This is a genomic window from Pseudomonas brassicacearum (genome assembly GCF_000585995.1).
GTDB lineage: Bacteria > Pseudomonadota > Gammaproteobacteria > Pseudomonadales > Pseudomonadaceae > Aquipseudomonas > Aquipseudomonas brassicacearum_A.
The window spans coordinates 5,054,508-5,080,806 of the sequence record NZ_CP007410.1 but is presented as its reverse complement, the minus strand read 5'-3'; the positions used below and the strand labels follow the sequence as shown (position 1 = coordinate 5,080,806).

22 protein-coding genes are annotated in these 26,299 nt (G+C 55.1%); 9 read left to right on the top strand and 13 right to left on the bottom strand.

Annotation, left to right across the window (positions count from 1 at the left end):
* Positions 1 to 30 precede the first annotated feature (30 nt).
* The 5 genes from CD58_RS21685 to CD58_RS21665 form a co-directional block, all read right to left on the bottom strand.
* A complete protein-coding gene (locus tag CD58_RS21685; RefSeq protein WP_025215061.1) occupies positions 31 to 2,781 on the bottom strand; it encodes a response regulator in 2,751 nt (916 codons plus the stop codon).
* A gap of 242 nt (positions 2,782 to 3,023) precedes the next feature.
* On the bottom strand, positions 3,024 to 4,151 hold the full coding sequence (locus CD58_RS21680) for an SbmA/BacA-like family transporter (RefSeq protein ID WP_025215060.1): 1,128 nt from the start codon (positions 4,149 to 4,151) through the stop codon (positions 3,024 to 3,026).
* Between the two features lie 45 nt (positions 4,152 to 4,196).
* Positions 4,197 to 5,609, bottom strand: a complete 1,413-nt coding sequence (locus tag CD58_RS29510; protein WP_144238604.1) for a TolC family protein — start codon at positions 5,607 to 5,609, stop codon at positions 4,197 to 4,199.
* The gene (locus CD58_RS21670; protein WP_025215058.1) at positions 5,606 to 7,741 is read right to left on the bottom strand and encodes a peptidase domain-containing ABC transporter; all 2,136 of its coding nucleotides are present in this window, start codon (positions 7,739 to 7,741) and stop codon (positions 5,606 to 5,608) included. The genes CD58_RS29510 and CD58_RS21670 overlap by 4 nt, the downstream gene beginning before the upstream one ends.
* Positions 7,742 to 7,752: 11 nt before the next feature.
* Complete coding sequence (locus CD58_RS21665; protein ID WP_025215057.1) at positions 7,753 to 9,027, bottom strand: HlyD family secretion protein; 1,275 nt, start codon at positions 9,025 to 9,027, stop codon at positions 7,753 to 7,755.
* A gap of 607 nt (positions 9,028 to 9,634) precedes the next feature.
* Between CD58_RS21665 and CD58_RS21660 the strand changes: the two genes are divergently transcribed.
* Complete coding sequence (locus CD58_RS21660) at positions 9,635 to 10,102, top strand: hypothetical protein (RefSeq protein WP_025215056.1); 468 nt, start codon at positions 9,635 to 9,637, stop codon at positions 10,100 to 10,102.
* Between the two features lie 63 nt (positions 10,103 to 10,165).
* Here CD58_RS21660 and CD58_RS31980 read toward each other — a convergent pair whose 3' ends face one another.
* Both CD58_RS31980 and CD58_RS28805 read right to left on the bottom strand, forming a co-directional pair.
* Positions 10,166 to 10,597 (bottom strand): toxin-activating lysine-acyltransferase, encoded by a 432-nt coding sequence (locus CD58_RS31980; protein WP_419178846.1) that lies wholly within the window; start codon positions 10,595 to 10,597, stop codon positions 10,166 to 10,168.
* Positions 10,598 to 10,864: 267 nt separating this feature from the next.
* A complete protein-coding gene (locus CD58_RS28805) occupies positions 10,865 to 12,616 on the bottom strand; it encodes a hypothetical protein (protein WP_025215055.1) in 1,752 nt (583 codons plus the stop codon).
* A 396-nt stretch (positions 12,617 to 13,012) separates the two neighbouring features.
* Between CD58_RS28805 and CD58_RS21650 the strand changes: the two genes are divergently transcribed.
* Positions 13,013 to 13,246: a hypothetical protein gene (locus tag CD58_RS21650; protein WP_025215054.1), complete on the top strand. Its 234-nt coding sequence runs from the start codon at positions 13,013 to 13,015 to the stop codon at positions 13,244 to 13,246.
* Here CD58_RS21650 and CD58_RS29500 read toward each other — a convergent pair.
* Positions 13,233 to 13,433: a response regulator transcription factor gene (locus CD58_RS29500; protein ID WP_080712601.1), complete on the bottom strand. Its 201-nt coding sequence runs from the start codon at positions 13,431 to 13,433 to the stop codon at positions 13,233 to 13,235. The two genes, CD58_RS21650 and CD58_RS29500, sit on opposite strands and share 14 nt — an antisense overlap.
* A gap of 374 nt (positions 13,434 to 13,807) precedes the next feature.
* Positions 13,808 to 14,101 (bottom strand): helix-turn-helix domain-containing protein, encoded by a 294-nt coding sequence (locus tag CD58_RS31975; protein ID WP_080712600.1) that lies wholly within the window; start codon positions 14,099 to 14,101, stop codon positions 13,808 to 13,810.
* 352 nt (positions 14,102 to 14,453) lie between these two features.
* On the opposite strand from CD58_RS31975, the gene cysM reads away from it, so the two are divergent.
* The 5 genes from cysM to CD58_RS21625 all read left to right on the top strand — a co-directional run bounded on the left by cysM (position 14,454) and on the right by CD58_RS21625 (position 20,602).
* On the top strand, positions 14,454 to 15,356 hold the full coding sequence (gene cysM, locus CD58_RS21645; protein WP_025215053.1) for a cysteine synthase CysM: 903 nt from the start codon (positions 14,454 to 14,456) through the stop codon (positions 15,354 to 15,356).
* Positions 15,356 to 16,726 carry a 23S rRNA (uracil(1939)-C(5))-methyltransferase RlmD gene (rlmD, locus tag CD58_RS21640; RefSeq protein WP_025215052.1) on the top strand — a complete coding sequence of 457 codons (1,371 nt, stop codon included), beginning with the start codon at positions 15,356 to 15,358 and terminating at the stop codon, positions 16,724 to 16,726. The genes cysM and rlmD overlap by 1 nt, the downstream gene beginning before the upstream one ends.
* 101 nt (positions 16,727 to 16,827) lie before the next feature.
* A complete protein-coding gene (gene relA / locus CD58_RS21635) occupies positions 16,828 to 19,074 on the top strand; it encodes a GTP diphosphokinase (protein WP_025215051.1) in 2,247 nt (748 codons plus the stop codon).
* A 128-nt stretch (positions 19,075 to 19,202) separates the two neighbouring features.
* Positions 19,203 to 20,036, top strand: a complete 834-nt coding sequence (gene mazG, locus CD58_RS21630) for a nucleoside triphosphate pyrophosphohydrolase (protein ID WP_025215050.1) — start codon at positions 19,203 to 19,205, stop codon at positions 20,034 to 20,036.
* Between the two features lie 26 nt (positions 20,037 to 20,062).
* Entirely contained in the window at positions 20,063 to 20,602 is a 540-nt protein-coding gene (locus tag CD58_RS21625; protein WP_003204668.1) for a DUF2058 domain-containing protein, read from the top strand.
* A 140-nt stretch (positions 20,603 to 20,742) separates the two neighbouring features.
* Here the strand turns inward: CD58_RS21625 and CD58_RS21620 are convergent, their stop codons facing one another.
* The 4 genes from CD58_RS21620 to purM form a co-directional block, all read right to left on the bottom strand.
* Positions 20,743 to 20,937: a hypothetical protein gene (locus CD58_RS21620; RefSeq protein WP_025215049.1), complete on the bottom strand. Its 195-nt coding sequence runs from the start codon at positions 20,935 to 20,937 to the stop codon at positions 20,743 to 20,745.
* A gap of 288 nt (positions 20,938 to 21,225) precedes the next feature.
* A complete protein-coding gene (locus CD58_RS21615) occupies positions 21,226 to 21,939 on the bottom strand; it encodes a DUF3108 domain-containing protein (RefSeq protein ID WP_025215048.1) in 714 nt (237 codons plus the stop codon).
* Between the two features lie 8 nt (positions 21,940 to 21,947).
* The gene (purN, locus tag CD58_RS21610; RefSeq protein WP_025215047.1) at positions 21,948 to 22,598 is read right to left on the bottom strand and encodes a phosphoribosylglycinamide formyltransferase; all 651 of its coding nucleotides are present in this window, start codon (positions 22,596 to 22,598) and stop codon (positions 21,948 to 21,950) included.
* On the bottom strand, positions 22,598 to 23,656 hold the full coding sequence (gene purM / locus CD58_RS21605) for a phosphoribosylformylglycinamidine cyclo-ligase (protein ID WP_025215046.1): 1,059 nt from the start codon (positions 23,654 to 23,656) through the stop codon (positions 22,598 to 22,600). The genes purN and purM overlap by 1 nt, the downstream gene beginning before the upstream one ends.
* A gap of 364 nt (positions 23,657 to 24,020) precedes the next feature.
* Here purM and CD58_RS21600 point away from each other — a divergent pair, with 364 nt between their 5' ends.
* Together CD58_RS21600 and CD58_RS21595 are read left to right on the top strand one after the other, a co-directional pair.
* Complete coding sequence (locus CD58_RS21600; protein ID WP_025215045.1) at positions 24,021 to 25,079, top strand: DUF2066 domain-containing protein; 1,059 nt, start codon at positions 24,021 to 24,023, stop codon at positions 25,077 to 25,079.
* A 33-nt stretch (positions 25,080 to 25,112) separates the two neighbouring features.
* Complete coding sequence (locus CD58_RS21595) at positions 25,113 to 26,186, top strand: AI-2E family transporter (protein WP_025215044.1); 1,074 nt, start codon at positions 25,113 to 25,115, stop codon at positions 26,184 to 26,186.
* The last annotated feature ends 113 nt before the right edge of the window (positions 26,187 to 26,299 follow it).

The window sequence follows — 26,299 nt, the reverse complement described above, 5'->3', positions numbered from 1 at the left end:
CGCCATCGTCCCTGTCGCTATTGCCCTGGATCAGGCGCTGATACGTGCCTCACTGGCCAGGCGGTTGATGGCGCGTTCCAGGTCTTCGAGGGCGGCAGCGGCTTTAGGGTCCTGTTGCTTGAGCAGGGTTTCGCTACGCTGGCAGGCGGCGCGCAATTGCGGGACGCCGCAGTAGCGTGTGGCGCCGTGCAGACGATGGACCCGTTCGATCAGAGCGTTGTGATCGTTGGCCTCGCTGGCCTGTCGGATGGCTTCGCGGTCGGCTTCCAGGGACGCCAGCAGCATCGCCAGCATGTCTGCCGCCAGGTCGGCCTTACCGGCAGCCAGGCGCAGGCCTTCTTCGTGGTCGAGCACCAGCAGTTCGCTGCCGCCCTGGGCGTCGCCGCTGCGCTCCGGTGACTGATTGCGCAAGGCCAGGCCGGTCCACTTGAGCACCACCTGGGCCAGTTGTCGTTCGCTGATGGGCTTGGTCAGATAGTCGTCCATGCCGCTTTGCAGCAGGGCGCGTTTTTCGTTGGCCATGGCATGGGCGGTGAGGGCGACGATCGGCAGTGGCGTGCAGTGTCGCTCGCTCTCCCACTGACGGATCGCCTCGGTGCTCTGGCGGCCGTCCATGCCGGGCATCTGCACGTCCATCAACACCAGGTCGAAGGTTTCCTTCTGCACAGCCTTGACCGCCGCATAACCGCTTTCCACGGCCAGCACCTTGGCGCCCATGTCTTCGAGCAGGGTTTGCACCAGCAGCAGGTTGGCCGGGTTGTCGTCCACGCAGAGGACTTTGGGCGCGCGGCTGGCCACCGGTTCATGGGGTTCGCTGCGGGTCGGGCGTGGGTTGACCAGGTCGGAAAGCGAACGGCGCAACTTGCGAGTGCAGGCCGGCTTGGCCTGCAGCTGGCTGTGGGGGTTGGGCACCGAGAGGTGATACAGCGTCTGTTCGGTGGTGGGGCACAGCACCAGCACCTTGCAGCCCAGGTGTTCGAGGTCCCAGATGTGCTGATTGAGGCGTTCCGGCGGCATGTCGTTGCTGGTGATGCCCAGCACGGCCAAGTCGATGGCTTGTTCGGTCTGGTGCGCGACGGTGACACCGTTGGTGAGGCTTTCCAAGGTGTTGAACGGCGTCACTTGCAGGCCGCAGTCCTCGAGCTGGTGCTGCAAGGCCTGGCGCGCCAGTTCATGGTTCTCCAGCACCGCCACGCGCCGGCCCAGCAACGGCGGGCCGGGCAAGTCCTCGGCGTCGTCGCGGGTCTTGGGCAGGCGCAGGCTGATCCAGAACTCCGAGCCTTCGCCCGGTGTGCTGTCGACCCCGATTTCTCCGCCCATTTGCTCCACCAGGCGCTTGGAAATCACCAGGCCCAACCCCGTGCCGCCCGGTTGCCGGGACAGCGAATTGTCGGCCTGGCTGAACGCTTGGAACAGCGCCCGCACGTCCTGGTTGGACAGGCCGATGCCAGTGTCCTGGATGCTGATGCGCAACTGCACGCTGTCTTCGTGTTCGTCCTCGAGCATGGCCCGGGCGACGATGGTGCCTTCGCGGGTGAACTTGATGGCGTTGCTCACCAGGTTGGTGAGGATCTGCTTGAGGCGCAGCGGATCACCCACCAGCGACAGCGGAGTGTCCCGGTAGACCAGGCTCACCAGCTCCAGTTGTTTGGCGTGGGCGGCCGGGGCAAGGATGGTCAGGGTGTCTTGCAACAGATCGCGTAGGTTGAATGGGATGTTGTCGAGCACCAGCTTGCCGGCCTCGATCTTCGAGAAGTCGAGGATTTCGTTGATGATCCCCAGCAGGCTGTCGGCGGATTTTTCAATGGTGCCCAGGTAATCGAGCTGGCGCGGGGTCAGTTCGCTTTTCTGCAATAAGTGGGTGAAGCCGAGGATGCCGTTGAGCGGCGTGCGGATCTCATGGCTCATGTTCGCCAGGAACTCGGACTTGATTCGGCTCGCCTCCAGGGCTTCCTTGCGGGCCAGGTCCAGTTCGATGTTCTGGATCTCGATGGTTTCCAGATTCTGGCGCACGTCTTCGGTGGCCTGGTCGATGCTGTGCTGCAGTTCTTCCTGGGCGTTCTGCAAGGTGCCGGCCATGCGATTGATGCCCGAGGCCAACTCATCCAGCTCCTGGCTGCCCAGCGGTGGCAGGCGGGTTTCCAGATGGCCATCCTTGAGTTGCGCCACGGCTTGTTTGATCTGGCTGAGCGGTCGATTGATCGTGCGGCCCATGCGCAAGGCCAGCAATGCAGTCAGGCCCAGGCCGGCGGTGATCAACAGCAGGCTGGCGAACAGGCTGCGGTAACCACGCAGCAACATGCCGCTGTGGGACAACTCCAGCTCGACCCAGCCCAGCAGGCGGTCGGATTCTTCGGGAATCAGTTCGCCGGCCAGGTTGCGGTGCTTGCCGAATACCGGCAGCAAGTAGCGCGTGGCGTCGTTGCCGGTGCGTTGCAGCAGTTGGGCACTGTTGCCTTCTGGCGCCCGGTTGAGCATGGTCGGGCCGGCGTGGGCCAGCGACGTACGGTCGGGGGCGAGAAAAGTCACGGCACGCACGTCCGTTTGTTCGAGGGACTGCGTGGCGACACGTTCGAGCAGTTCGGTGTCCTGGCGGCTCATGGCCGGGGCGACCAGCGGGGCAAGCTGTTCGGCGATCATCTCGCCTCGTTGCAACAGCTGGGCGTGCAGGTCCGATTGCTGCATCCAGGTGAAATAGCCGCCCAGGACCAGCGCCATCAGGCTGGTCGGCAACAGGGTCAGCAACAGCACACGGCCTTTGATTCCCAGTTTCTTGAGCACACTTGTCTCCTGCATCCAGCGGGTTTGATTGAACTTTGCGCGCATCCGGCACGCAATACCTGCGCAGTGTAGCGATTTGCGGGCGGGCAATCTTCGCAAAATTCGTGTGCGCCGTGCATCGGTCCGGCAGGGGACTAGTCGTAACGCGCCCTGAATCGCTTAGTGAGTATCCGCCGATAGACCAGTGTCAGGGGGAGGGCGGCTGTGGGTGCCGAGTGGCTGGAAGAGGTTGCGGTTGAACTTTAGGTTGGTGGCTCAGGAGCACGAAAAGATGAGCAGTCATGCGCTGGATACTTCGGCGCCTCCGCAGGAGAGTTCCTCATTGCCTTATTGAAAGCGATCAGGCGATCTGTCGTTGCTTTCCAATCTGCGATCCTGCGGTAGGCGTTGATAAACCAGCTTAGGTTTTCACTGAGATTTCCAAAAGCCGAATTAATCTGCATCAAGTCGCCAAAGGTTATATGGCCTGCAAAGAAGCGTGGGGCGGCCAATAAGCTGCTAAGGATCAAGGCGAGTTGACCATACGTTTCGGTGAATAATGATAGACGCATCTTGGTTTTTATTATTGTGCGCATGTTAGCCAGGCTGGCTTCTAGTCTTTGATTAATGCTGCTTTTCTTAGGTTCATATTTGAGGTGTGAGGGAGACGTTCTGAGTTTCTCCCGGAGCCTAATTAAGAAGTAGCGTAGATCGGCTTCCAATCGTTGTTGATCGTTGCTTAAGGAAATTAGTTTGAAACCGATTTTCTGACTGATAAGAGTCCCGATGAACGCATAGATAATGGCAGCTAGGAACATGTAGCAAGGTATTGTGAGTCCCATGACTACAGCATCGCCGGATGCGCTGATTAATACTATACTAAAAGATATTATGCTGGCGAAGGTAAAGGTTAGCCCACAAGCCAGGTCGATGGTCTCAAAGGTAAATTTATTAATGTCCTCTGCTATACGCTGGTCTGGATTATCTACGGCGTTTCCAGTTTGATCGGCTGGGGCAGGATCTGATGTCCAAAGGAGAAGGTAATGAGTAGTTAACCATCTTCGCCATCTCAAAGCCAGGATGTCAACCAGATAGGCTATCAAGACCGATCTGAAGACAGAAAAAATGACGATGCCAATGAATATTGATATCAGGAGATAAAATTGTTTTATGTCGCCTTCCTGTATTGCGTCGTAGAAGTATCTATACCATTCATTGACGGCCAACGCTGTAGCAACGGCTAGAAGCGATAAAAGTATAAGCGCTGCCGCTGTAACTCGCGCAAATACTCGTTCTTCATTCTGCCAATACGGTAACAAAATGGAGAAGGTATTCTTGATGAAGTTTTCGTGGTGTTGCGAAGGTTTGGGATCTAAAAGGGCAGGGTCCATGCTAATCTCATAGTAAAGTCCTTGTTTATGATTTTTTGTGAAGCGTTAGGGCAGTCTCCAAAAGCCAAGCAATCCAAGGTTTTCAGAAAGTCTTAGTCGTGTGGTGTGCCAAGTAGTCAAGGCGTTGATGTGTTGCTCTTCAGCGGCTGCGTAGGTACTTAAAGCATTCAATAATTCAATCATGCTACCGACCCCGGATCGATAGCGACCTTGTACCACCTCGAGGGATTGCTGTGACTGTGTGATCAATTTATTGGTATGGTCCAGTCGTTGAAATTCGGTGCTTAGGGTTTGATAGTTTTCCCATAGCTCAAGCGATAACCTCTGTTCTTCCTCCAGAAGCTCCTCTTTGCTTGCCTCAAGAAGGGCAAGATCGCTACGTATTTGATACTTTCGGCTGAAGCCGTCAAACAGAGGAATATTTAATTGCAGGCCAAGGGCTCTATCCCGGTCGCGCCTGTCACCGTTAAGCATTTGGGATTGATCAATTCGGGTATGGGAAATATCCGCCGTTAGTGAAAGAGTCGGCTTTCCAGCCGCACGACTCTCGTCAAGCTTCGCCTCAGTAGCTTTGATCTTGGCTCTAACGGCTATCAAGGCGGGATGATCGTGTTGGGCTTGTTGAAATAGGTCATCAATTGCCTTGATGAATCGCGTGTCAGGTAACGACGTCAGATTACCCTCCAATTCGAATGGCGTTTCAGGAGAGAGTCCCATGCGCAGCGCAAGCATCCCAGCGGCATTGCGGAGCGCTCCCTTATCGCGAATCTGATTCAGACTGGCTTGGGAATAGGCTGCCTTCGCTTGCAATAAATCAGAAAGTGCTGCGGCACCAGATCGATACCTGGCTTCTGCTGCATCGAGATTTTCGGCTGCAAACGATGTAACTTTTGATGAGATGATCAAGCTGCGCTGAGCGGCGAGAGCACCATAGTAGAGCTCCGCAGCGGACGCGGAAGATTTTTGCAGTACGGCGTCTTGATTGGCATTGGCAGCAACCAAGAGTTGTATGGATCTTCGCAGCTCGGCCTCCCTATGCCCAAAATCGAACAAGACCCAGCTGAAATGCAGTCTATTGGAAATCTGCCGTTGGTTACCTTCTCTGGAAAGTTCACTGCGTTGCTCATAACTGGTAATGGTCCGTCCCGTAGACATGCCGGTGCTGCCGGTAAGTTTCGGAAAATACGAAGATCGACTGACTCCGATCTGAGCGGCTTGCGCTTTTGCATGAGCCCAGGCCGAGCGTGTTTTCGGGTCGCTGCAAAGTATTCGTTCTATAGTTTCTTGTAGAGACAATTTTGCTGGGAGATTTCCAAAGGCGCACGGCCGGCCCGTGTAGGAGCTTGCCTTTGAAGAGGCTGACGTCACTTGTTTAGATGCAACAAGCTCAGCACCTATAGCTGATAACGTTATGCCCCCGACAAGTATGGAAAGCGCACAGCTGGAATAGCCCATCATTTAATCGCATCCACATTCGCGTGGATGGGTGAAGGTTCTAATTTGCCAGAATCCAATATGAAAACCCGGTCCGCAGACGCGATCGTCTCAGGCCTATGTGCGACAATTACTCGGGTTATTTTGAGGGAGCGAATGGCGTCGTTGACTAATTGCTCGCATTGCAGATCTAGATGGCTGGTGGCTTCGTCAAGGAATAAAATTCTAGCTCTTTTATAAAGCGCGCGAGCCAAGAATACGCGTTGTTTCTGTCCACCTGAGAGCACCGTCCCCATGTCCCCAACCAACGTGCTGTATCCCATAGGCATTGATTGGATACTATTATGGATCGCGGCCATTTGTGCGCACTGCATTATCCAGGACATATCAGCATCCTGGTCGAAAAAAGAAATGTTCTCCGCAAGTGACCCGGCAAACAAGATATCATCCTGCATCACCGTGCCGACCATGTCTCGGAGTGTGTTCACGCCCATGTCTTTTACGTCAATTCCGGCGATTTTTATTTGCCCTTCGCTGGGAGGGAGAATTCCTAGCATCAAGTTGAACAATGTACTTTTCCCGGCGCCTGACGCTCCCGTGATGGCTACCGATTCTCCCTCGGCTATAGATAAATTTAGTTTGTTAATGATATAAGGCTCTTGGTCGGAGTAGCGGTACATCAAGTCTCTTATTTCAATATTTGCACTGTGTGTGGGGGGTATGGCTAAATTAATTTCCCCGTGGATATTTTCCGGCGGGTGAAGAACAATGTCGGCCAAGCGCTCACCATGGAGTTGGAGCATATGCAATTCAAAAACATGGTCTACCAGGTTCGACACTCTACTGACGAATTGTGCCTTATAGGCGGTGAAGGCCATTAATATACCCACACTGAAATGTCCACTCATCACCATGCCGGCGCCAAACCACACCGCAAGCAGATTTTCAATGCCGAAAAGTAAACCGTTAAGTTGTGTATAAAGAAGTTGCATTTTTTGGGTTCGAATATCCGCGTTGATTTGCTCAATCAATAGGCCTAACCAAGTGGAACGTCGTTCATCGGGTCGCCGGAATAGTTTGATCGCCCGAACACCCCTGACGGTTTCCAGAAAGTGGCTCTCCTGACGCGCAGCGTGGATTATCTGTTCTTCCGTTGCCCTGCGGAAAGGGGCGTACCAGATGCAGCGAGCTAATATATAAAGTGCCATGGTGATGAGGGAAATAGAAGCTAGAGTAGGACTGTACATGAACATCAGTGCTAATGTAGCAACACTCATCAGGCCATCAAGAACGCCGGAGAAAAATGCGGCGGTAAGTGTCTGTTGGATTTGGTTAACTGCACCAAAACGCGATACAACATCCGCCAGATGTCGTTTTTCAAAAAAGTGAATGGGCAATCTCAATAAATGAGTGAATACATTGGCTCGCCATTGCACGCTAATCATTGTGTTCATGTAGATCAACACCCATGCACGAATGGCCGCTACCCCCTGTTGCATAAGCATTAATAACCCAAAGCCTAATACAAGTGTTTTCAGTAATTCGTTATCTTCACTGATAAGAACATTATCAATTGTCCACTGGAGAAGAAATGGGCTGACGAGAGAAAATATTTCCAGTGCGAACGCCAGTAGAAGTACTTGCAATAGCGATTGAAACAGCCCTGTCGTTTTTCCGAGCATCTTGTAAAGTCTGATGCTTGGCTTTTTTTTCTTCTCTTCAAAATCAAATTCTGGCCATAATTCCAGCGCTATTCCGGTAAAAGAATCGCTGCTGTCGGTAAGTGATATATGTAGAATACCTCTGGCTGGGTCATGTAGCACAAGGTGGCTTTTATGTACGGACTTCAGAACTACAAAGTGATTGAAATTCCAGTGTAGAATGCACGGTAGTTTAAGTTGCAGAAGGTCTGTTATGTCGAGCCTGATGGCGCGTGTTCCTAGCTTCAATCGGTGCGCTATTTGAATTATCTGCTTTAATGTCATGCCTTTTAATGAGGTTTGGAATCTATTTCGGAGTTCATGCAGGCTTGAGTTATGTCCATGATAGCCAAGAATCATTCCTAAACAGGCCAGGCCGCATTCAGTGGCTTCGGTTTGCAGCAATAGCGGAAGCCGGCGCCTCCAGTGGAGTGAAACTGCATTCGTATAATTCAACGGCATTGCTCCTAAAACTTTCCCGTCAAGCTATAAAGAGGCTCAAGTACCCATTCATAAAGATGACGAGTCTCTTGCATTATGTCCGCTTCAAGTAACATGCCCGTTTGCAATGGCCGTTGTTCGCCATACGCCAGAACATGCTGTTGGTCCAGGCCGACGCGTATCCGGTAATAGCGTTCGCCGTCTAGGCCAATGCCGGGTATTTCTCCGACCGCGTTTGCAAGCTCCCCGGCAGAAACCGAGGCCTTGGAGATGGATTTAACTGTACCGTTGTGCTGCCCGAATTTTTGATAGGGATAGGTTTGATAGCGAATACGTACTTCATCGCCGGCCCGGATGAAACCGATAGATTTGCTTGGGGAATAAAGTTCGGCCTGCAATTGCGAGTTGTTTGGGACGATGCTTAAAAGCGGCCTAGCGGTGCCTGCGGTCTGTCCGGGCTCCGCAAAAATTGCAGTCACGACACCTTCTTGGGGAGCCTTGATAACTAATATTCGCCGCGCCTCACTCTCAATGAGCTCTCGATCAATTTCTGATAGCGTTCTATGCACGATGGCGAGTTGATTTTCATGTCGAGAGGATAAGCCAGAAAGCGCGTTGCGCCGCTCGGTTATCTGTTGTCGCAGCGCGGAGCGGTCACGTTCAAGAGTATTTAGTTTCTGTCGATGATTGAGTAGCTCTGCTTGGCGCTGCTGTAGCTGATCCATAGCTATATATCCCTTTTCCATTAATCCCGAATAGCGACTGGTGGCATTTAAAGCCAAGGCGACCAGCTGTATTTGACTGGAAATTTGTCCGGCTAGAATATCCAACTCATTCTCTAGGCTGCTTAAGTGGCTGGTGAGGCTTTTTCTTTCATCAGCCTGCAGAGATTTTATTTTTTTGAGCTCATCAATCAAGGACAGTTTCCTTTCCTTGAGGTTGTTACTGATGCTTTCCTGAATCGGATCGGAATTTTCGCCATAGTGCTCACTGGATAATGTGAGCAAGTGCGTGCCCGCCTTAACGTATTGCCCCTCATGGATAAAGCTTTCGAGCACCCGTCCTTGCTGTGGTGCATAAACTTTAATCTGTCCCGAGGAGGGCAGTAACTGCCCAGCTATGGTGCTTCGCTTGGTATAGCTTCCCCATATGAAAAAAATAATTACGATTGATGCAAGGAGTGTGGCGAAGGCTGTGAGGAAGGTGAATGAGACGGGGCGAATCAGCACGATGCTGCCTAACCATTGCACCTGTTGGGCTTCTAGAGCCTCTGTTCTGAATAGTGACGTGTCTTGGGTCAATGTGAGCATTCCTTGCTGACAATAATTGCATTCCGGAGCCCCTTGGGAAGCCATGCCGCATCGCGGCGAGGCAGGGAAGATCCCATGGATGCCTGTTTGGGTCATCCCTACATGTGTAGGGTACAAATCATCGAATTTGGTCGCTATCGTGAACTGCACTTTGTCACATTTGTATTAATGTGGATAAAGTAAGAAGGTAATCGCTATGCTACTTAGTTAGAGAAAGGAAAAAATTGTCATGAGAAAGTTATCATGTATTGAAATGTCATTAGTGTCCGGGGCCGGTTCAGGTGACTCGGGTTTCACGTTTTTCGGAAATGCAGGAGCCACTTTGGGCGCAGCAGCGGGCGCAGCGATAGGGGGACGAGTAGGACTTGCCACGCCAGGCGCGGCCGTTGGGAGTGGGCTGGGAGCCTTGGTAGGGGGCGCGGCTTACAATGCTGTGAGGAACGCAGCTAACTCTTGGGATCCAAGTGCTTTTCATGGGACTTCTTTTTTTCCCCAAGGGCCCGGAGGTATGGGTAGTTAACTACTAGATTGTCTACTAGATGTGAAGTTGCGAGCATGTCTAGTAGATTGAAACTAATAGAGCGCAAGAGGTTGAGGTATGACCGAAATAAAATTAAATAGGTTGCAGATTAAAGAGCAGTTGTCGACTGATCTTTTAAAGGTTTTTGCTTTGGTTGAAAAAACTCTAATGGCTTCTGCGCTGATGATGCTGGTATTTGTTTTTATTAATAGAATATCCCTGGCGAACGGATTTTTTGGTTGGGAGGTGCTGAGCGGACTGATTGGGTATTTGGCGATTACCACCAAAAAAATGTATTATGATGGAGCGCTTTCTGAGCTTAGAATAAGTTCTGAGGTGAAGCAAGAAATATTGTACATGGCGATGCTATCCATCGGTTATTCGGAGAAAAAAGTTAATGTATTTTTATCAAAGAAGCTCTTCAGTTTCTTTTTTTATTGCAAGTCAGAAGCTATAACATATACTCCGCAAAGAGGGGCGACAGTTTTTACGGGGCCCTACGACAAACTGTTAAAATTGTCACATGTATGCACTGAGTCTACATGAGTTGGAGGTTCGCCTTTTTCAAAATTTGGCAGTATGGAGTAGATGGCGATCAATAGCTTTCGCTTATGAATTAATATCTGCAAAATTTATCGAATTCGTTATCTGTTTCCTGATGGGGATGGCACTGCTTCCTACCCTTCTGATTAAGTTCTCGCTATTCCGACGCGCCCAAAACACCCTATCTATTCCAAGTGATTGGAAATGCATTTTTAGAGGTTTGATAGCTTCTGCGGTGCGCCCTAAAGGAAAGCAAAAGTCAATAATCCAGGTTTTACCTCCTTCATTCCATTCGGATGCATGAAGTAAAAAGTTTGGATCTCTCAGGAGCCTGGTCTCGCTGTCTGGAGCTAAGTGAGCCCAAGTTACATATCCAATGGGGGAGTCATTTCTATCGAAAAAAAATAAAATCTGTTTGTGGTCTATGGCCGGAGCTATCCAGAGCCGCAAAGTCATGATTTCAAATAACGAATAGTTATTGCTCGTGCAAATTATCATACAGGCAAAACCAATGAGTTTTGCCCTGTTTGATGAGTAATTACTTCGGCAGTAGGTGTATAGGCCGGATGAGGTTTTCATATTTTAGTCCTGTGGCAGTTAACAAATGTTAGGGTTTGTATGCTCTATTTCAATTGCATCGCACTTTCTTGACGCAAGTGTAGAGCCGTTTTGTTTGTATCACTAATAGGTGATTTAGTGCTCAGCGAGGTGGATGATTGTTGTGAGTCGTTTGGGGCGAGAATATTAGCTCTTCGATTTATTGCCTTAATTTAGATAGAGTGCCTCAATACCCTTAAACTGAGTTTTTTTCGCTAGATGGTTCCTAATTTCGCTGTAAAAGCTAAGCGCGTTCTGTATGTCCATCCTGTGTTCGCTTAGATTGATAAGTGTGTCGAACGACAATGAAGTGCCGCTAGTGTTATGCAGTTTAAACATTCCAGTTACGGGGTCAAACCAGATGGATAGTGTACTGCTCAACCAGAATAGAATATGCTTTTGTTCTTCATTGCCGAGGCTCATGTTTGCGGCAAAAATGGCTTCATCTGAAAGCTTCTGGTAAGCGGTTCTTTTATCTGCTGATGGATCTTTTGTAATAAGTTTTATCCTTGATTCAAGGTTGTGTAGGATGTTGTCGCTGCGGTTTAGTCGCGTTATATTTATTAGCATGCAGTGGCAGAGGTGCATCTGGCTGATGCTATGTTCTTCGGAGATTACGGATGCTCGATAAAATAATTGTTTAAAGCTTGTGAGCAGTTGTTCTTTGGTCAAGGCGTTTGTTTTTAACCAAAATAAGTTTGCGGCCGAAGCATCAGCTGTATTTAAAAGTAAGTCAGTAAATAGCCGTGCCGTCCAGCGTACATACCCGCTCCACCCTCCATTCAAATTCACGGCGCTAACCGTGAAATCGTTTAAGGCAAAAATTTTCTGCAGGTTTTTGGAGAAATTATTTAATTCTGGACTATCTTCTAGTAATCGCAATACCCATAAAGGAAATCCGGCTTGTGCCGCTTGATACAAATTGAGCTTTCTCTGATATGTCTGTATGAATCGATTGACTGTTACCTCCATAAGATGTGTGGATGCCTGGGGGGTGACTACCGAGTACTTATTGAGGTAATAGCATAAGCTCTTTATGCAATCTATAGCTGGGAAATACTCGGTATTAAATCTCTCGATATCAATTTGGTCGGGCGCAATCAAGTGGGTGAATAGACGAGTCCCGCTCAGATCTAGCCAAGCCCCATCAATAGATAAATTAGACGCACTTACATTGTAATGGATAATACGCTTCGCTTTGGCCGCGGCGAATTGCTCTGCAAATCGGGAAGCAAGCTCGAAAAATCCAGATTTCAAGCATTTATTCGCTCTGTCAGATGGTGATGCGGGCATTGCGCTTGGAAGAAACTCTTCAAGTTTAGCGATTGCAGTTTTAACCCGTTTAGCGTCTTCGCTTAGCCCATTTTGCTGATTTTCTTTAAAGAAAGTCGCCCTAATAAAGTGAGCTGGACGCACGACAGGCTGGCGAATTAATAGCCCGCGGGGGGTTGAAATTCCCTGCGCTTCGTATGAGCGTCCAGTATCTAAAATAGCTACAGTTCTAATGGCTCCATAAGGGAGCGCCACATTTATTATTTCAGACCAAATAGACTCATAAATAGCTGTGTCCAAGCTTAAGTTGCCATCACTATGACCTGCGTCGACATTCTTTCCAACTAGCTGGTTGGGGCCGAGCCCCTTAAGCTGCCATGTTCCGTCGAAACCGCAACGTCCTCCGCCGCCATTGCCAAGTATACCGTCACCACCATATCGCTCGGCCATGAACGTCTTCACTGAACCCTGGTTGCATGGATCTGATGACTTAGACCTCACAATATAGCTGTAAGAGTTGAGGATGTCTGTCGCGGTTTTTCCTTCGGCTAGTGCTTTATTAAAATAAATAACACTGCATCCATCAATTTTTTCGACTTCAAACGGTACGAAAATCTCCTGCAGATCAGACAGCCGTGCTTCTGTCATTACACTTGCTCTCCATTTCATCCATTATTATGAATCACAATATAATTGTCGGCACTTCCCTCTAGGTTTCCCTTGAGTTCGCAAGAGCGGTCTAGGTTGCCTAGCTAACGCCACTACAGCGTTGAAGCTTTACATGGATGTTCGTCGAGGTCATCCCTACATGTGTAGGGTACAAATCACGTAATTTTGTTGTTATCGTACAACTCTATCTAAGGGCCGTTATTGGTGAAGGAATAACCGGATTGCAGTCTCGTAATTTAAAAAAGTTGATTGTGTTGGATTTCTTTGACTTTTGTATATTTTTAGTTGTTTTGTCGGTGGTGCTATGTATATGATATGTCTGTTGTTCTAGGCACGTTTATAGCGCTTGTCTTATCGGTTTTCAATGGAGTTGGTATGTCTATTCTGTTATGGGTTTTAATGGGCGGGATGACGGGGCTTGCTTTAAGGGGGCTGGTTGCGGTATGTAGGTCTGCGTTTGATTATACGATTTCAGATAATATGATGTTTATGTTTATATATCCGGTTGTTTTTGTGTTTCTAATTCAGGTGGTCCCGCGACTGATAATTTGTCTGGAGGGGCGGGCGGTTAAGACTTTTAAATTAGCTACGGATTTTAATATTTATTGAGTTTCTCCGAGAATAATTTTCCTCTGGAGTTTACCCCTTTCTTTCTTAAAATTGAGGAAACGTATTCTCGCACGGTGAAATCGCTAATGCCGAGCACTAAAGCTATTTTTTTGTTTGTTTCACCTAGCAGAAGTAATTGCAGGACTTCATGTTCTCGCTTTGTTAGGTCTTCATTGTTTTTCTTCAATTGGCTGTTCCTTGGTTAAGATTGAGTGCTGAATTGCTTGGTAATAATATTATCGGTATGTCTGATAATTCGCTAGTTCATGAATGTCTCGATGAATCGCAGGAAAGATCCGATAAAAAATCGTGTTCCTACAGATTTTTATGTGGTGCGAGGAAAGAACTTCCTCTGATGGGTAATAAGTACTACAGAAAGTGGCAGATATGACAGTTAGATGGAGCGAATATGGAGGAAGCCAACGATAAAGCCTTGGCGCAGCGACAGGCCCGGGCGCCCAGCTAGCCATTGATTACAGCCAGAATGCCGGTAACCAATTCGCGCTTTTCAATCAGGCGAGGAAGTTGAGGAGGGTGCTTTTATCGGGGGGTGCTCCGGTCTCAACCCCTCAGACCTGTTTGATCCTGTTCTACCTCCCGATGTAGGTCACGTGTCCGCTTACCCTCCCCAGTCGTCAGCCACTCCTCACTGACACTCAGCAAACGTGCCAATGGCTCCACCCACAGCCGAGGGATACCCCGCGAGCTCCAGTTAGTTATGCATTGAGGGCTGACACCTAGCACGTCGGCAAAGGCCGAGTGAGAGATGCCGTACTCTTCCAATAGGTTGCGCAAGCGTTGCCCACAAGTCCGCCGGGCGCTGGGCTGTGGATCTTTTGGTGTTGCGTCGGCCATCGTTATTGCTCAACACCTACTAATACGTTTAGCCATACAACAGTAAAGAACACGGTGCAAAGCCAGATATCTTTGACTGCTTGGTCATTGCTATAAAGGAACGAACCCACAAGCAGGCAGGAAGAGTGCTTACAGACGGTGCTTACAACAGATATGCATTCACGATTTGAGCTTTCAAATCTGTAGGAAAAGGACTGTGTGGTGGCGGGGAGACAAGCTACCCATAGAGCAGCGTCCTCGGCTTTCGCCCCGCTTATTCCCATAAGCCATAACCACCACACTTTGCGTGATATGGCCGCGCCAGGTTTGCCGGTATGATAGGCGCCCCCGCAGTCCGGATTGCGAATACGCCATGACTTTGCAGTACCCCACCATCGCCGATTGCGTCGGCAACACTCCGCTGGTCCGTTTGCAACGCCTGCCCGGCGTCACCAGCAATACGCTTTTGCTCAAGCTCGAAGGGAATAACCCGGCGGGTTCGGTCAAGGATCGGCCGGCGCTGTCGATGATCACCCGTGGCGAGTTGCGCGGGCAGATCCAGCCTGGCGATACGCTGATCGAGGCGACGTCCGGCAACACCGGTATTGCCTTGGCGATGGCGGCGGCGATCAAGGGCTACAAGATGATCCTGATCATGCCCGACAACTCCAGCGCCGAACGCAAGGCGGCCATGACCGCCTATGGCGCCGAGTTGATCCTGGTGACCCAGGAGCAGGGCATGGAAGGCGCCCGGGACCTGGCCGAGCGCATGCAGGCCGAAGGGCGTGGCAAGGTGCTGGACCAGTTCGCCAACGGCGACAATCCAGAGGCCCACTACACCACCACCGGCCCCGAGATCTGGCGCCAGACCGACGGCACGATCACCCATTTCGTCAGCTCGATGGGCACCACCGGTACCATCATGGGCACCTCGCGCTATCTGAAAGAACAGAACCCGAACGTGCAGATCATCGGCTTGCAACCGATGGAAGGCTCGGCCATTCCTGGCATCCGTCGCTGGCCCGAAGAGTATCTGCCGAAGATCTACCAGGCCGAGCGCGTGGACCGCATCATCGACATGGCCCAGAGCGAAGCCGAGGACATCACCCGTCGCCTGGCTCGCGAAGAGGGCATCTTCTGCGGCGTGTCTTCGGGCGGTGCCGTGGCGGGGATGCTGCGCCTGTCGAAGGAAGTTGAAAACGCGGTGATCGTCGCGATCATCTGCGACCGTGGCGACCGTTACCTGTCGACCGGCATTTTCGACGCGCCCAACTGATGGCCAAGCAAGAGAGAGGCCTGCGCTTCCAGCCCAGCGGCGGAAGCCGGGCCCCGCAAGTGCCCACCGGTAAAAAGCAGCGCTTGACCATCGAGCGCCTGGCCAACGATGGCCGGGGCATCGCCTTTGTTGACGGGCGCACCTGGTTTGTCATCGGCGCCCTGGCTGGCGAAGAGGTCGAGGCGCGGGTGCTGGGGGCCCATGGCAAAGTGGTCGAGGCCCGGACCGAGCGTGTGTTCCAGCCCAGTGAACTGCGGCGTGCGGCGCCGTGCATCCATGCCGGTCGTTGCGGCGGTTGCAGCGTCCAGCATTTGCCCCATGACGAACAACTCGCCCTGAAACAGCGCATGCTGGCCGAGCAGTTGTCGCGAGTGGCCGGGGTTGAACCCGATGAGTGGGCGGCGCCGTTGAGCGGGCCTGAGTTCGGTTATCGACGTCGCGCCCGCGTGGCGGTGCGCTGGGATCAGAAGGCGAAAAAGCTCGAAGTGGGTTTGCGCGCCGTCGGCAGCCAGGACATCGTTGCCATCGGCGATTGTCCGGTACTGGTACAGCCCTTGCAGCCGATCATGAGCCGTCTGCCGGACATGCTTCGACGCTTGAGCAAACCCCAGGCCCTGGGGCACGTGGAATTGTTCGCGGGCTCGTCCCTGGCGCTGCTGCTGCGACACATGACGCCGCTGTCGGACGCCGACCTGACGATCCTCAAGGACTTCTGTGTTTTCCACGAGGCCCAGTTGTGGCTGCACGGTGAAGGCGAGCCGCAACCGGTCGATCCAGGGCAAGCCTTGGGTTATCGCCTGGAGACCTGGGACCTGGACCTGGCTTACCGGCCGGGGGATTTCATCCAGGTGAACGCTGGGGTCAACGAAGCGATGATTGCCCAGGCGCTGCAATGGCTTGCGCCCCAAGCCGAAGAGCGAGTACTGGATCTGTTCTGCGGCCTGGGCAACTTTGCCTTGCCCCTGGCCCGGCATGTGCGCCAGGTGGTGGCCGTGGAAGGCGTGCAAACCATGGTGGACCGTGCGGCGGCCAATGCCGTCAGCAACAATTTGAATAACACTGCCTTTTTTCAGGCCGATTTATCCCAGCCACTGGCAGGTGCCGAATGGATCGGCGAAGGCTTTTCTGCGGTACTCTTGGACCCACCCCGTGACGGTGCTTTCGAGGTGGTGCGCAAGCTGGCGTCCCTGGGCGCCAGGCGGTTGGTATATGTATCGTGCAACCCCGCAACTTTGGCGCGGGACACGGTCGAATTGATCAAGCAGGGCTACCGGTTAAAACGTGCCGGGATTCTCGATATGTTTCCTCAAACGGCACATGTCGAGGCCATGGCGTTATTTGAAGCGAGCCAGGATGGCTTGTCCGACTGACCCGTTCGTGCCAACCCGTCACAGCCCTGTGCGGAAACACGAACAGCGAAGGTCAGCGATGTTGACGCATTGAATCTGCGTCGTAGGGAAGGTAGGTAAAGATGGTACAGGTGAGAGCACACCAGCCGATCAACACCGACGGCAGTATCAACCTCGAGGCTTGGCTCGATCATGCGGTCAGTGTCGACACGGCACTGGATCGCGAAGCCTTGAAGGAAGCCTGTGAGTTCGCTCGCGAGGCGGAACAACAACACAACGCGGCGAAAAACCTGTGGTCCGAAGGCACCTCGAGTTTCCAGACGGGCCTTGAGATCGCCGAAATCCTCGCCGACCTCAAGCTCGACCAGGATTCGCTGGTGGCGGCGGTGCTGTACCGGGGCGTGCGCGAAGGCCAGATCCAGCTTCCGGTGGTCAGCCAGCGTTTTGGCACGGTGGTCGCCAAGCTGATCGACGGCGTGCTGCGCATGGCCGCCATCAGCGCCAGCCTCAGCCCGCGTCAGTCCATGGTCCTGGGCACCCAAGGCCAGGTGGAAAACCTGCGCAAGATGCTGGTGGCCATGGTCGACGACGTACGCGTCGCGCTGATCAAGCTGGCCGAACGAACCTGCGCAATTCGCGCGGTGAAAGGCGCCGATGACGAAAAGCGCAACCGAGTCGCCCGGGAAGTGTTCGACATTTATGCCCCCCTGGCCCACCGTCTTGGCATCGGTCACATCAAGTGGGAGCTGGAGGACCTGTCCTTCCGCTACCTGGAGCCCGATCAGTACAAGCAGATCGCCAAGCTGTTGCATGAGCGGCGCCTGGATCGCGAGCGCTTCATCACCGATGTGATGACCCAACTGCGGGAAGAATTACAGGCCACCGGCGTGGAAGCCGACATCAGTGGCCGGGCCAAGCACATCTATTCGATCTGGCGCAAAATGCAGCGCAAGGGCCTGGAGTTCAGCCAGATCTACGACGTTCGCGCCGTTCGCGTACTGGTTCCGGAAATGCGCGATTGCTACACCGCGCTGGGGATCGTCCACACCTTGTGGCGGCACATTCCCAAGGAGTTCGACGACTACATCGCCAACCCCAAGGAAAACGGCTATCGCTCGCTGCACACCGCAGTGATCGGCCCGGAAGGCAAGGTGCTGGAAGTACAGATCCGCACCCACGCCATGCACGAGGAAGCCGAGCTGGGGGTCTGCGCCCACTGGAAATACAAGGGCACCGACGTCAAGTCCGGCTCCAATCACTACGAAGAGAAAATCTCCTGGTTGCGCCAGGTGCTGGAGTGGCACGAGGAACTGGGCGACATCGGTGGCCTGGCCGAACAGCTGCGGGTCGATATCGAGCCGGACCGGGTCTACATCTTCACCCCCGACGGCCACGCCATCGACCTGCCCAAGGGCGCGACGCCACTGGACTTCGCCTACCGGGTCCACACCGAGATCGGCCACAACTGCCGTGGCGCCAAGATCAACGGGCGGATCGTGCCGCTCAACTACAGCCTGCAGACCGGTGAACAGGTCGAGATCATCACCAGCAAGCACGGCACGCCGAGCCGCGACTGGCTGAACCCGAACCTGGGCTACATCACCACGTCGCGGGCGCGGGCGAAAATCGTCCACTGGTTCAAGTTGCAGGCCCGCGACCAGAACGTCGCCGCTGGCAAGACCTTGCTCGAGCGCGAACTCAGTCGCCTGGGCCTGCCGCAGGTGGATTTCGACAAGCTGGCCGAAAAAGCCAACATGAAAACCGCCGAGGACATGTTCGCCGCCCTCGGTGCCGGCGATCTGCGCCTGGCGCAACTGGTCAACCTGGCCCAGCAACTGGTGGAGCCGGAACGCGGCAACGAGCAACTGGAACTGATCCCGCGCAAGGCCACCGGCTACAAGCCAGGCAAGCGCGGCGACATCCAGATCCAGGGCGTGGGCAACCTGATGACCCAAATGGCGGGCTGCTGCCAGCCGTTGCCCGGGGATGCGATCGTCGGCTACATCACCCAGGGCCGTGGCGTGAGCATTCACCGCCAGGACTGCGCCTCGGTGCTGCAACTGGCCGGTCGTGAACCGGAGCGGATCATCCAGGTCAGCTGGGGCCCGGTGCCGGTGCTCACCTACCCGGTGGACATCGTCATCCGCGCCTACGACCGCTCCGGCCTGCTGCGTGACGTGTCCCAGGTGTTGCTGAACGAGCGGATCAACGTGTTGGCAGTCAACACCCGTTCGAACAAGGAAGACAACACCGCGCTGATGTCCCTGACCATCGAAATTCCGGGGCTGGATGCGCTGGGGCGGTTGCTGGGGCGGATTTCCCAGTTGCCGAACATCATCGAGACCCGGCGTAACCGGACGCCGGGGTGATCCCATAACTAATTGTGGGAGCGGGCTTGCTCGCGAAGACGATGTGTCAGTCGACATAAATGTTGTCTGATACGCCGCTTTCGCGAGCAAGCCCGCTCCCACAGGGTTTTGTGTGATGAGACGATTTAATGTATAGCCTCGAAGACCTGCTCCACCTCATGAACCGCCTGCGGGACCCGCAGTACGGCTGTCCGTGGGACATCAAGCAAACCTACGCGACCATCGTTCCCCATACCCTGGAAGAAGCCTACGAAGTGGCCGATGCCATCGAGCGCGGTGATTTCGATCATTTGCAGGGCGAGTTGGGCGACCTGTTGTTCCAAGTGGTGTATTACAGCCAGCTGGCCCGGGAAGAAAACCGCTTCGAATTCGCCGGCGTGGTCGACAGCATCACCCGCAAGCTGATCCGCCGTCATCCCCATGTGTTTCCTACCGGTGATCTTTACGCGCCAATGGACATACCGCGCCTGAGCGAAGAGCAGGTCAAGCTGCGCTGGGAGCAAATCAAGGCGGAGGAGCGGGCCGAGAAGGCTTCGGCACCGGAGCAGTTATCGTTGCTCGACGATGTGCCGGCGGCCTTGCCAGCGTTGTCCCGTTCGGCGAAGTTGCAGAAGCGTGCGGGGCAGGTCGGTTTCGACTGGCCAGGCCCGTTGCCGGTGCTCGACAAGGTCCGGGAGGAACTGGACGAAGTCCTCGAAGCCATGGCCGACAATGATCCGGTCGCCATCAGCGACGAGATCGGCGACCTGCTGTTCAGCGTGGTAAACCTGGCCCGGCATCTGAAAGTCGACCCGGAAACCGCCCTGCGTGGCGCCAACGGGAAATTCGAACGACGCTTCCGATTTATCGAACAGGCATTGCGCGACACCCATCGTCCCATGGAAGATTGCACCCTCGAAGAGTTGGACGCCTTGTGGGGCGAAGCCAAACGTCAGGAAAAGAATTTGCCCAGCTGTGGCTGAGGCCGTTGCCTAAGTGAGTAAGCACCATGAGCCTTTCCCTTCGCGACCAGTTGCTCAAAGCAGGGCTGGTCAACCAAAAGCAGGCCAAACAGGTCGGCAAAGAGAAACAGAAGCAGCAGCGCCTGGCCCACAAAGGCCAGATCGAACTGGACGACTCCCAGCAGCGCGCTGCCCAGGAGGCCATGGCCGAGAAGGTCAAGCGCGACCAGGAACTCAACCGTCAGCAGCAGGAAAAGGTCGAGCAGAAAGCCCGGGCCGCGCAAATCAAGCAATTGATCGAAGTCTCGCGCCTGCCGAAGCTGACCACTGAGGATTACTACAATTTCGTCGACGACAAAAAGGTCAAGCGCATCTCGGTCAACACCCTGATGCGCAACAAGCTGAGCAGTGGCTCGCTGGCGATCGTCCACCATGCCGGCGGTTACGAAGTGATCCCGCGCGAGGCGGCCCTGAAAATCCAGGAGCGCGATCCCCAGCGCATCGTCCAGCTCAACACCCAGACTGAAGAAGTGGATGCTGATGATCCGTACGCGGCGTATCAGATTCCGGATGATTTGATGTGGTAAGAACGGCGCAATGCCGTTGAGCTGAAACACAAAGCCTGTGGGAGCGAGCTTGCTCGCGATAGCAGTGTGTCAGTCGCTATGTTTGTCGCTGATAAACCGCTATCGCGAGCAAGCCCGCTCCCACAGGTGTTTTCTCTTGTTCAGGATTCCGCCATTTCTCGCGAACGCAGCCTTTCCTCGCGCTCCAGCTCAGCCTTGTAGCTATGAGCATCTGTCTCCGAATGGAACATTCCCACCAGCAAATCCTGTTGATGCACATCCCAGATTCGGATACCGGCGGCAATGCCTTCGTGGGACATGTGAGCGTCGTCGCGTTCAGTTACTTTCACAGTCATCTTGCAAGCTCTCCAATCTCTTTATCTGCAGCAAGGCGTGTGCAGGCCTTTGTTATAGGTTTGGATAGCCTGCTAAGTAAATGCTCCGGTTCGTTAAGAAGTTTTCATGAAAATCACACCAATCCTACGGGCCAGGTGGTGCGCGGCATTCGGTCGCAGGTGTTTTTCATGAAGAAGATTTCATGTTGCAGCGGCAATGCCCCGTGAAGGCACAGCCCTTTTGGGTGTTCATGAAAATCCGGGCAAAAAAAGCCCCGCATGTGCGGGGCTTCTTGGTATCAGCGTGGGTCAACTGCCTTTCACAGCCTTGCCGTTGACCGTACCGTCCTGGAGCATGATGTTGTACTCCTTGCCGTCGGTCTCGACCTGTTGCAGGCGCACCAGCAGGTAGTCCCAGTCCTTGGCGAACCAGAGCACGGTGATGCGTTTGCTTTGTGTCGGGTCGCGCACGCGCTCGACCTTGATCGCCTCGATCTGGCCGGCCTTGGTGTCGACCTTTTCCGAGCCCAGCACGCGGAAGTCATAGGTATCGATTTCGCCATCATCAACGACCTGATAGCTCATGCTTTTCTTGCCGGCCGCCACGTCGTGCTGCAGGGCCAGTTGATAAGTGGATTTATCGACCATGCCACGGTTGAGCGGCAGCTTGACCGCGTCACCGCGATCGGTACCGGTGACCATCTTGGTGTTCCAGTCGAAGTCCAGGTCGGCCTTCTTGGCCTTGCCCAGGCCACCGCGTTCGAAATGGTAGGACTGTGGCAGCAAAGTGTCCTTGTCCAGGGTCAGGGTGCTTTCTTCGGTCAGGCTGGCGATCATCATCGAAGCCTTGAAGCTCAGCTTCCAGGTGCCATTGGCTTCCTTGGTCAGGCTGCGCTCGGCGGTGCCGCTCATGGGCAACTGTTTCCAGTCGGCGGTGTAGCTGGCGGAGAACGGTTGAAGTTCCGAAGCCTGTGCCAAGGGCAAGGCAAGCAGAGCGCAAGCGAAGAGCAGGGCGCGACGCATAAAATCTCCTAGTATCGAATCAAATGGCCGCTGGCGGCGAGTAACTGGCCGTCCAGTGAGGCACCGCGATCGTCGAGGGTCAGCCGTCCTTCGGCAAACCAACGCACGGCCATCGGGTAGATCTGGTGCTCGCGGGCGTGAACCCGTTGCGCCAGGCTGTGCGGCGTGTCGTGCAACTCTACCGGTATTACTGCCTGTACGACCAGTGGTCCGCCATCGAGTTCCTCGGTGACAAAGTGTACCGAGCAGCCGTGCTCCGTGTCTCCGGCCTCCAGGGCCCGCTGGTGAGTGTGTAACCCTTTGTATTTGGGCAGCAGCGAGGGATGGATATTGAACAGGCGACCCTGATAGTGACGCACGAAGCCGGCGCTGAGGATGCGCATGAAGCCGGCCAGTACCACCAGTTGTGGGTTGAAGGTATCGATCTGTTCCATCAGCGCGGCATCGAAGGCTTCGCGGCCCTCGAACGCCTTGTGATCCAGGACGCGGGTGTCGATACCCGCCTCCCGGGCACGTTGCAGGCCGTAGGCATCGGCGCGGTTGGAAATCACCGCGCGGATACGGACCGGGCTGTCGCCGGTCCGCGTACTGTCGATCAACGCCTGCAAGTTACTGCCGGTGCCGGACAGCAGCACCACCACGTCACAGGTTGCGGACATCAGTGCGCCTTAAGGTTTTTCAGCTCGACCTGGGCAGCACCTTCGGCGGCGGTGGCGATCTGGCCGATGACCCAAGGCTGCTCGCCGGCTTCACGCAATACGTTCAGGGCGGTCTCGACGTGCTCCTGGGCTACGCAAATCACCATGCCCACGCCGCAGTTCAGCACGCGGTGCATTTCGGTTTCATTGACGTTGCCTTTCTCTTGCAGCCAGTCGAACACCGCTGGACGGGTCCAACTCGCCACGTCGACCACGGCTTGGGCGCCTTTTGGCAGTACGCGGGGGATGTTGTCCAGCAGACCGCCGCCCGTGATGTGGGCCATGGCCTTGACGGCGCCGGTGTCCTTGATCAGCTTGAGCAGCGGCTTGACGTAGATGCGGGTCGGGGCCATCAGCAGGTCGGCCAGTGGCTTGCCGTCGAGCTGGGTGTTTTCGATGTCGGCACCGGAGACTTCGATGATCTTGCGGATCAGCGAGTAGCCGTTGGAGTGCGGGCCGGAGGACGGCAGGGCGAGCAGGGCATCGCCGGCGGCGACTTTCGACCCGTCGATGATCTCGGCTTTTTCTACCACGCCGACGCAGAAACCAGCCAGGTCGTAGTCTTCGCCTTCGTACATGCCCGGCATTTCAGCGGTTTCACCGCCGACCAACGAGCAGCCGGCCAATTCACAGCCGGCGCCGATGCCGGTCACGACCTGGGCGGCGGTGTCGACGTTCAGTTTGCCGGTGGCGTAGTAGTCGAGGAAGAACAGCGGCTCGGCACCGCAGACCACCAGGTCGTTCACGCACATGGCCACCAGGTCGATGCCGATGCTGTCGTGCTTGTTCAGGTTCAGTGCCAGGCGCAGCTTGGTGCCGACGCCGTCGGTGCCCGAGACCAGCACGGGTTGCTTGTAGCCGGCCGGGATCTCGCAGAGGGCGCCGAAACCGCCCAGGCCGCCCATGACTTCCGGACGCGCAGTGCGCTTGGCGACGCTCTTGATGCGTTCGACCAATGCTTCACCGGCGTCGATGTCTACACCGGCGTCCTTGTAGCTCAGGGAGGGTTGCTTGCTCATGATCCAGGCCTTTAGGGGGGATTTCTGGGTAACGACCGGCGCCGGGGCCATTGAATAACCGTTGTACGAATTATTCCGGGAGCCCAGCCATTGCCGGTCTGCGAAGGCGCGCGATTTTATCAGGCTTGAGGGGCAGCGGCCATCCTCGCGCCGACGGGCAGGGACATATCCACGGAAAAAAACCGATATTTCTTATATTGGTACTGCGTAGCGCGTCTGTATAAGGTGTAGCGGTAACCGGTTATGGTGATGACAGGGCGAAACTTCCATCGGGCGTGTGAATGTTTTGCCGGGTGCTGTGGTCACAGCCATGCTCAATCTTCTTCACACGGCCTGTTCCAGCCGTTATGTCCGGGAATCTTCCATGCGTTTGTTCAAATTCTTGTCTGTGGGCTGCCTGTCGCTGATCAGCCTGGCGAGCCATGCCGAAACCCTCAATGGCCTGTTTCAAGTACTCGAGCCGGTCAGCAACCAAACCCCGGAAGAGCGCAACCAGGCAACTCTGCGCGCGCTGGACACGTTGGTGCTGCGCCTGACCGGCGACGCCAAGGCCGCCCAAAATCCGGGCCTGGCGGCGATCCGCAAGGATCCGCAACAGATCATTCTTCAATATGGCTATGACGCCGGCCCTCCAGAAAGCCTCAAGGTGGACTTCGATCCGGCGAGCTCCGACCGGGCCTTGCGTTCGGCGGGGTTGTCGCTGTGGGGCGCGAATCGGCCATCGATCCTGGGGTGGTGGCTGAACGACTCGACCGAGGGCTCCAGTCTGGTGGGCGATGGTCAGGCCAGCGCCGCGCCACTGCGGCGTGCCGCCCAGCACCGGGGTTTGCCGCTGCACCTGCCGCTGGCGGACTTGAGCGAGCAGATCGTCGCCACCGCGCCGAATCTGGAAGGCAACGACCCGGCGCCCTTGCGTGAAGCCTCGGAGCGATACGCGACGGACGCCTTGCTGGCGGTTCATGCCAAGGAGGAGGGCGGGCAGTGGCATGGGACCTGGCGCCTGTGGTTGGGCGACCAGCGCGAGCAGGGCACCGCCCAAGGCGCCGATCCTGCCGCCCTGGCCGATGCGGTGATGTTGGCGGTGAGTCAACGGCTGGCGCCGCGCTTCGTCGCCAAGCCGGGCGTGGCCACCGAACAATTGCTGGAAGTGCAGGGCATGAACCTGGAGCGTTATGCGGCCCTTGGGCGTTTGCTCGAGCCGTTTGGTGGGCAGTTGCAGCGGGTTGAAGGCGACCGGATCGTCTATCGGGTCAACGGCAGCGCCGAGCAACTGAAAGCGCAACTGGCCCTGGCGAAGTTGCAGGAAGTGCCTGCCGGTGAGCCTGTCGCGCCAGAGCCTGTGCCTCAGCCAGCCGCCGACGGTTCGGTTCCGGTCACCGCGCCAACGCCTGCGCCGGCAGCCAATCTGCGGTTCCGTTGGTAGGTTTTCTTTCTTTATATAGCTAGGGAGTGGTTCATGGGCGATACGCGGCGTTGGTTCTGGTTGGGTGGGGTCGCCCTGCTGATTGCGCTTATCTATTTGCTGCATCCGATCCTCACGCCGTTCCTGGTTGCGCTGCTGTTGGCCTATCTGTTCGATCCGGTGGTGGATCGCCTGGAAAAACTCGGCCTGTCGCGAACCTGGGGCGTGGTGGCGGTATTTGCGCTGTTCACGCTGATTGTGAGCGCCCTGTTGCTGGTGCTGATACCGATGCTTGCCAAGCAACTGGTGCGCCTGTACGAGTTGGCGCCGCAGATGCTCGATTGGTTGCAGCACAGCGCGGTGCCGTGGGTGCAGTCGAAGCTGGGGTTGGCGGACGGTTTCTGGAAGTTCGACAAGGTCAAGGCGGCCATCAGCGAGCACATGGGCCAGACCACCGACATCGTTGGCGTGGTGTTGAGCCAGGCCACAGCCTCGGGCCTGGCGTTGATCGGTTGGCTGGCGAACCTGGTGCTGATTCCGGTGGTGGCCTTTTATCTGCTGCGGGATTGGGACTTGATGATGGCCAAGATCCGCAGCCTGCTGCCGCGTCACCGCGAAGAACGCATCATGACCCTGACCGGCGAATGCCACGAAGTGCTGGGGGCGTTCGTGCGCGGGCAGTTGCTGGTGATGGTGGCGCTGGGTTTCATCTACGCGGCCGGCTTGATGCTGGTGGGGCTGGAGTTGGGGCTGTTGATCGGCCTGATCGCCGGCCTGGCGGCCATCGTGCCGTACATGGGGTTTGTGATTGGTATCGGTGCGGCGTTGGTCGCCGGGTTGTTCCAGTTCGGCGGCGACTTGTACCCAATGGTTGGCATCGTGGCGGTGTTCATGGTCGGTCAGGCCCTGGAGGGCATGGTGTTGACGCCGCTGCTGGTGGGCGACCGGATTGGCCTGCATCCGGTGGCGGTGATCTTTGCGATCCTGGCCGGCGGCGAGTTGTTCGGTTTCACTGGGATCCTGCTCGCGCTGCCGGTGGCGGCAGTGATCATGGTGCTGGTGCGCCATATGCACGATCTGTACAAGGATTCGGACATTTATAGCGGCGCCGAAGACCCCGACCTATAGGGCGGCTGATGGGGCTGGGCGTCAGGGAAACTGACGCTCCATACCCTTGCCGCTGCAAACCTTTGATTTTGCTCGTGGTCCGGCGCATTGTGCGGCCCGCGCCACGGGTATAA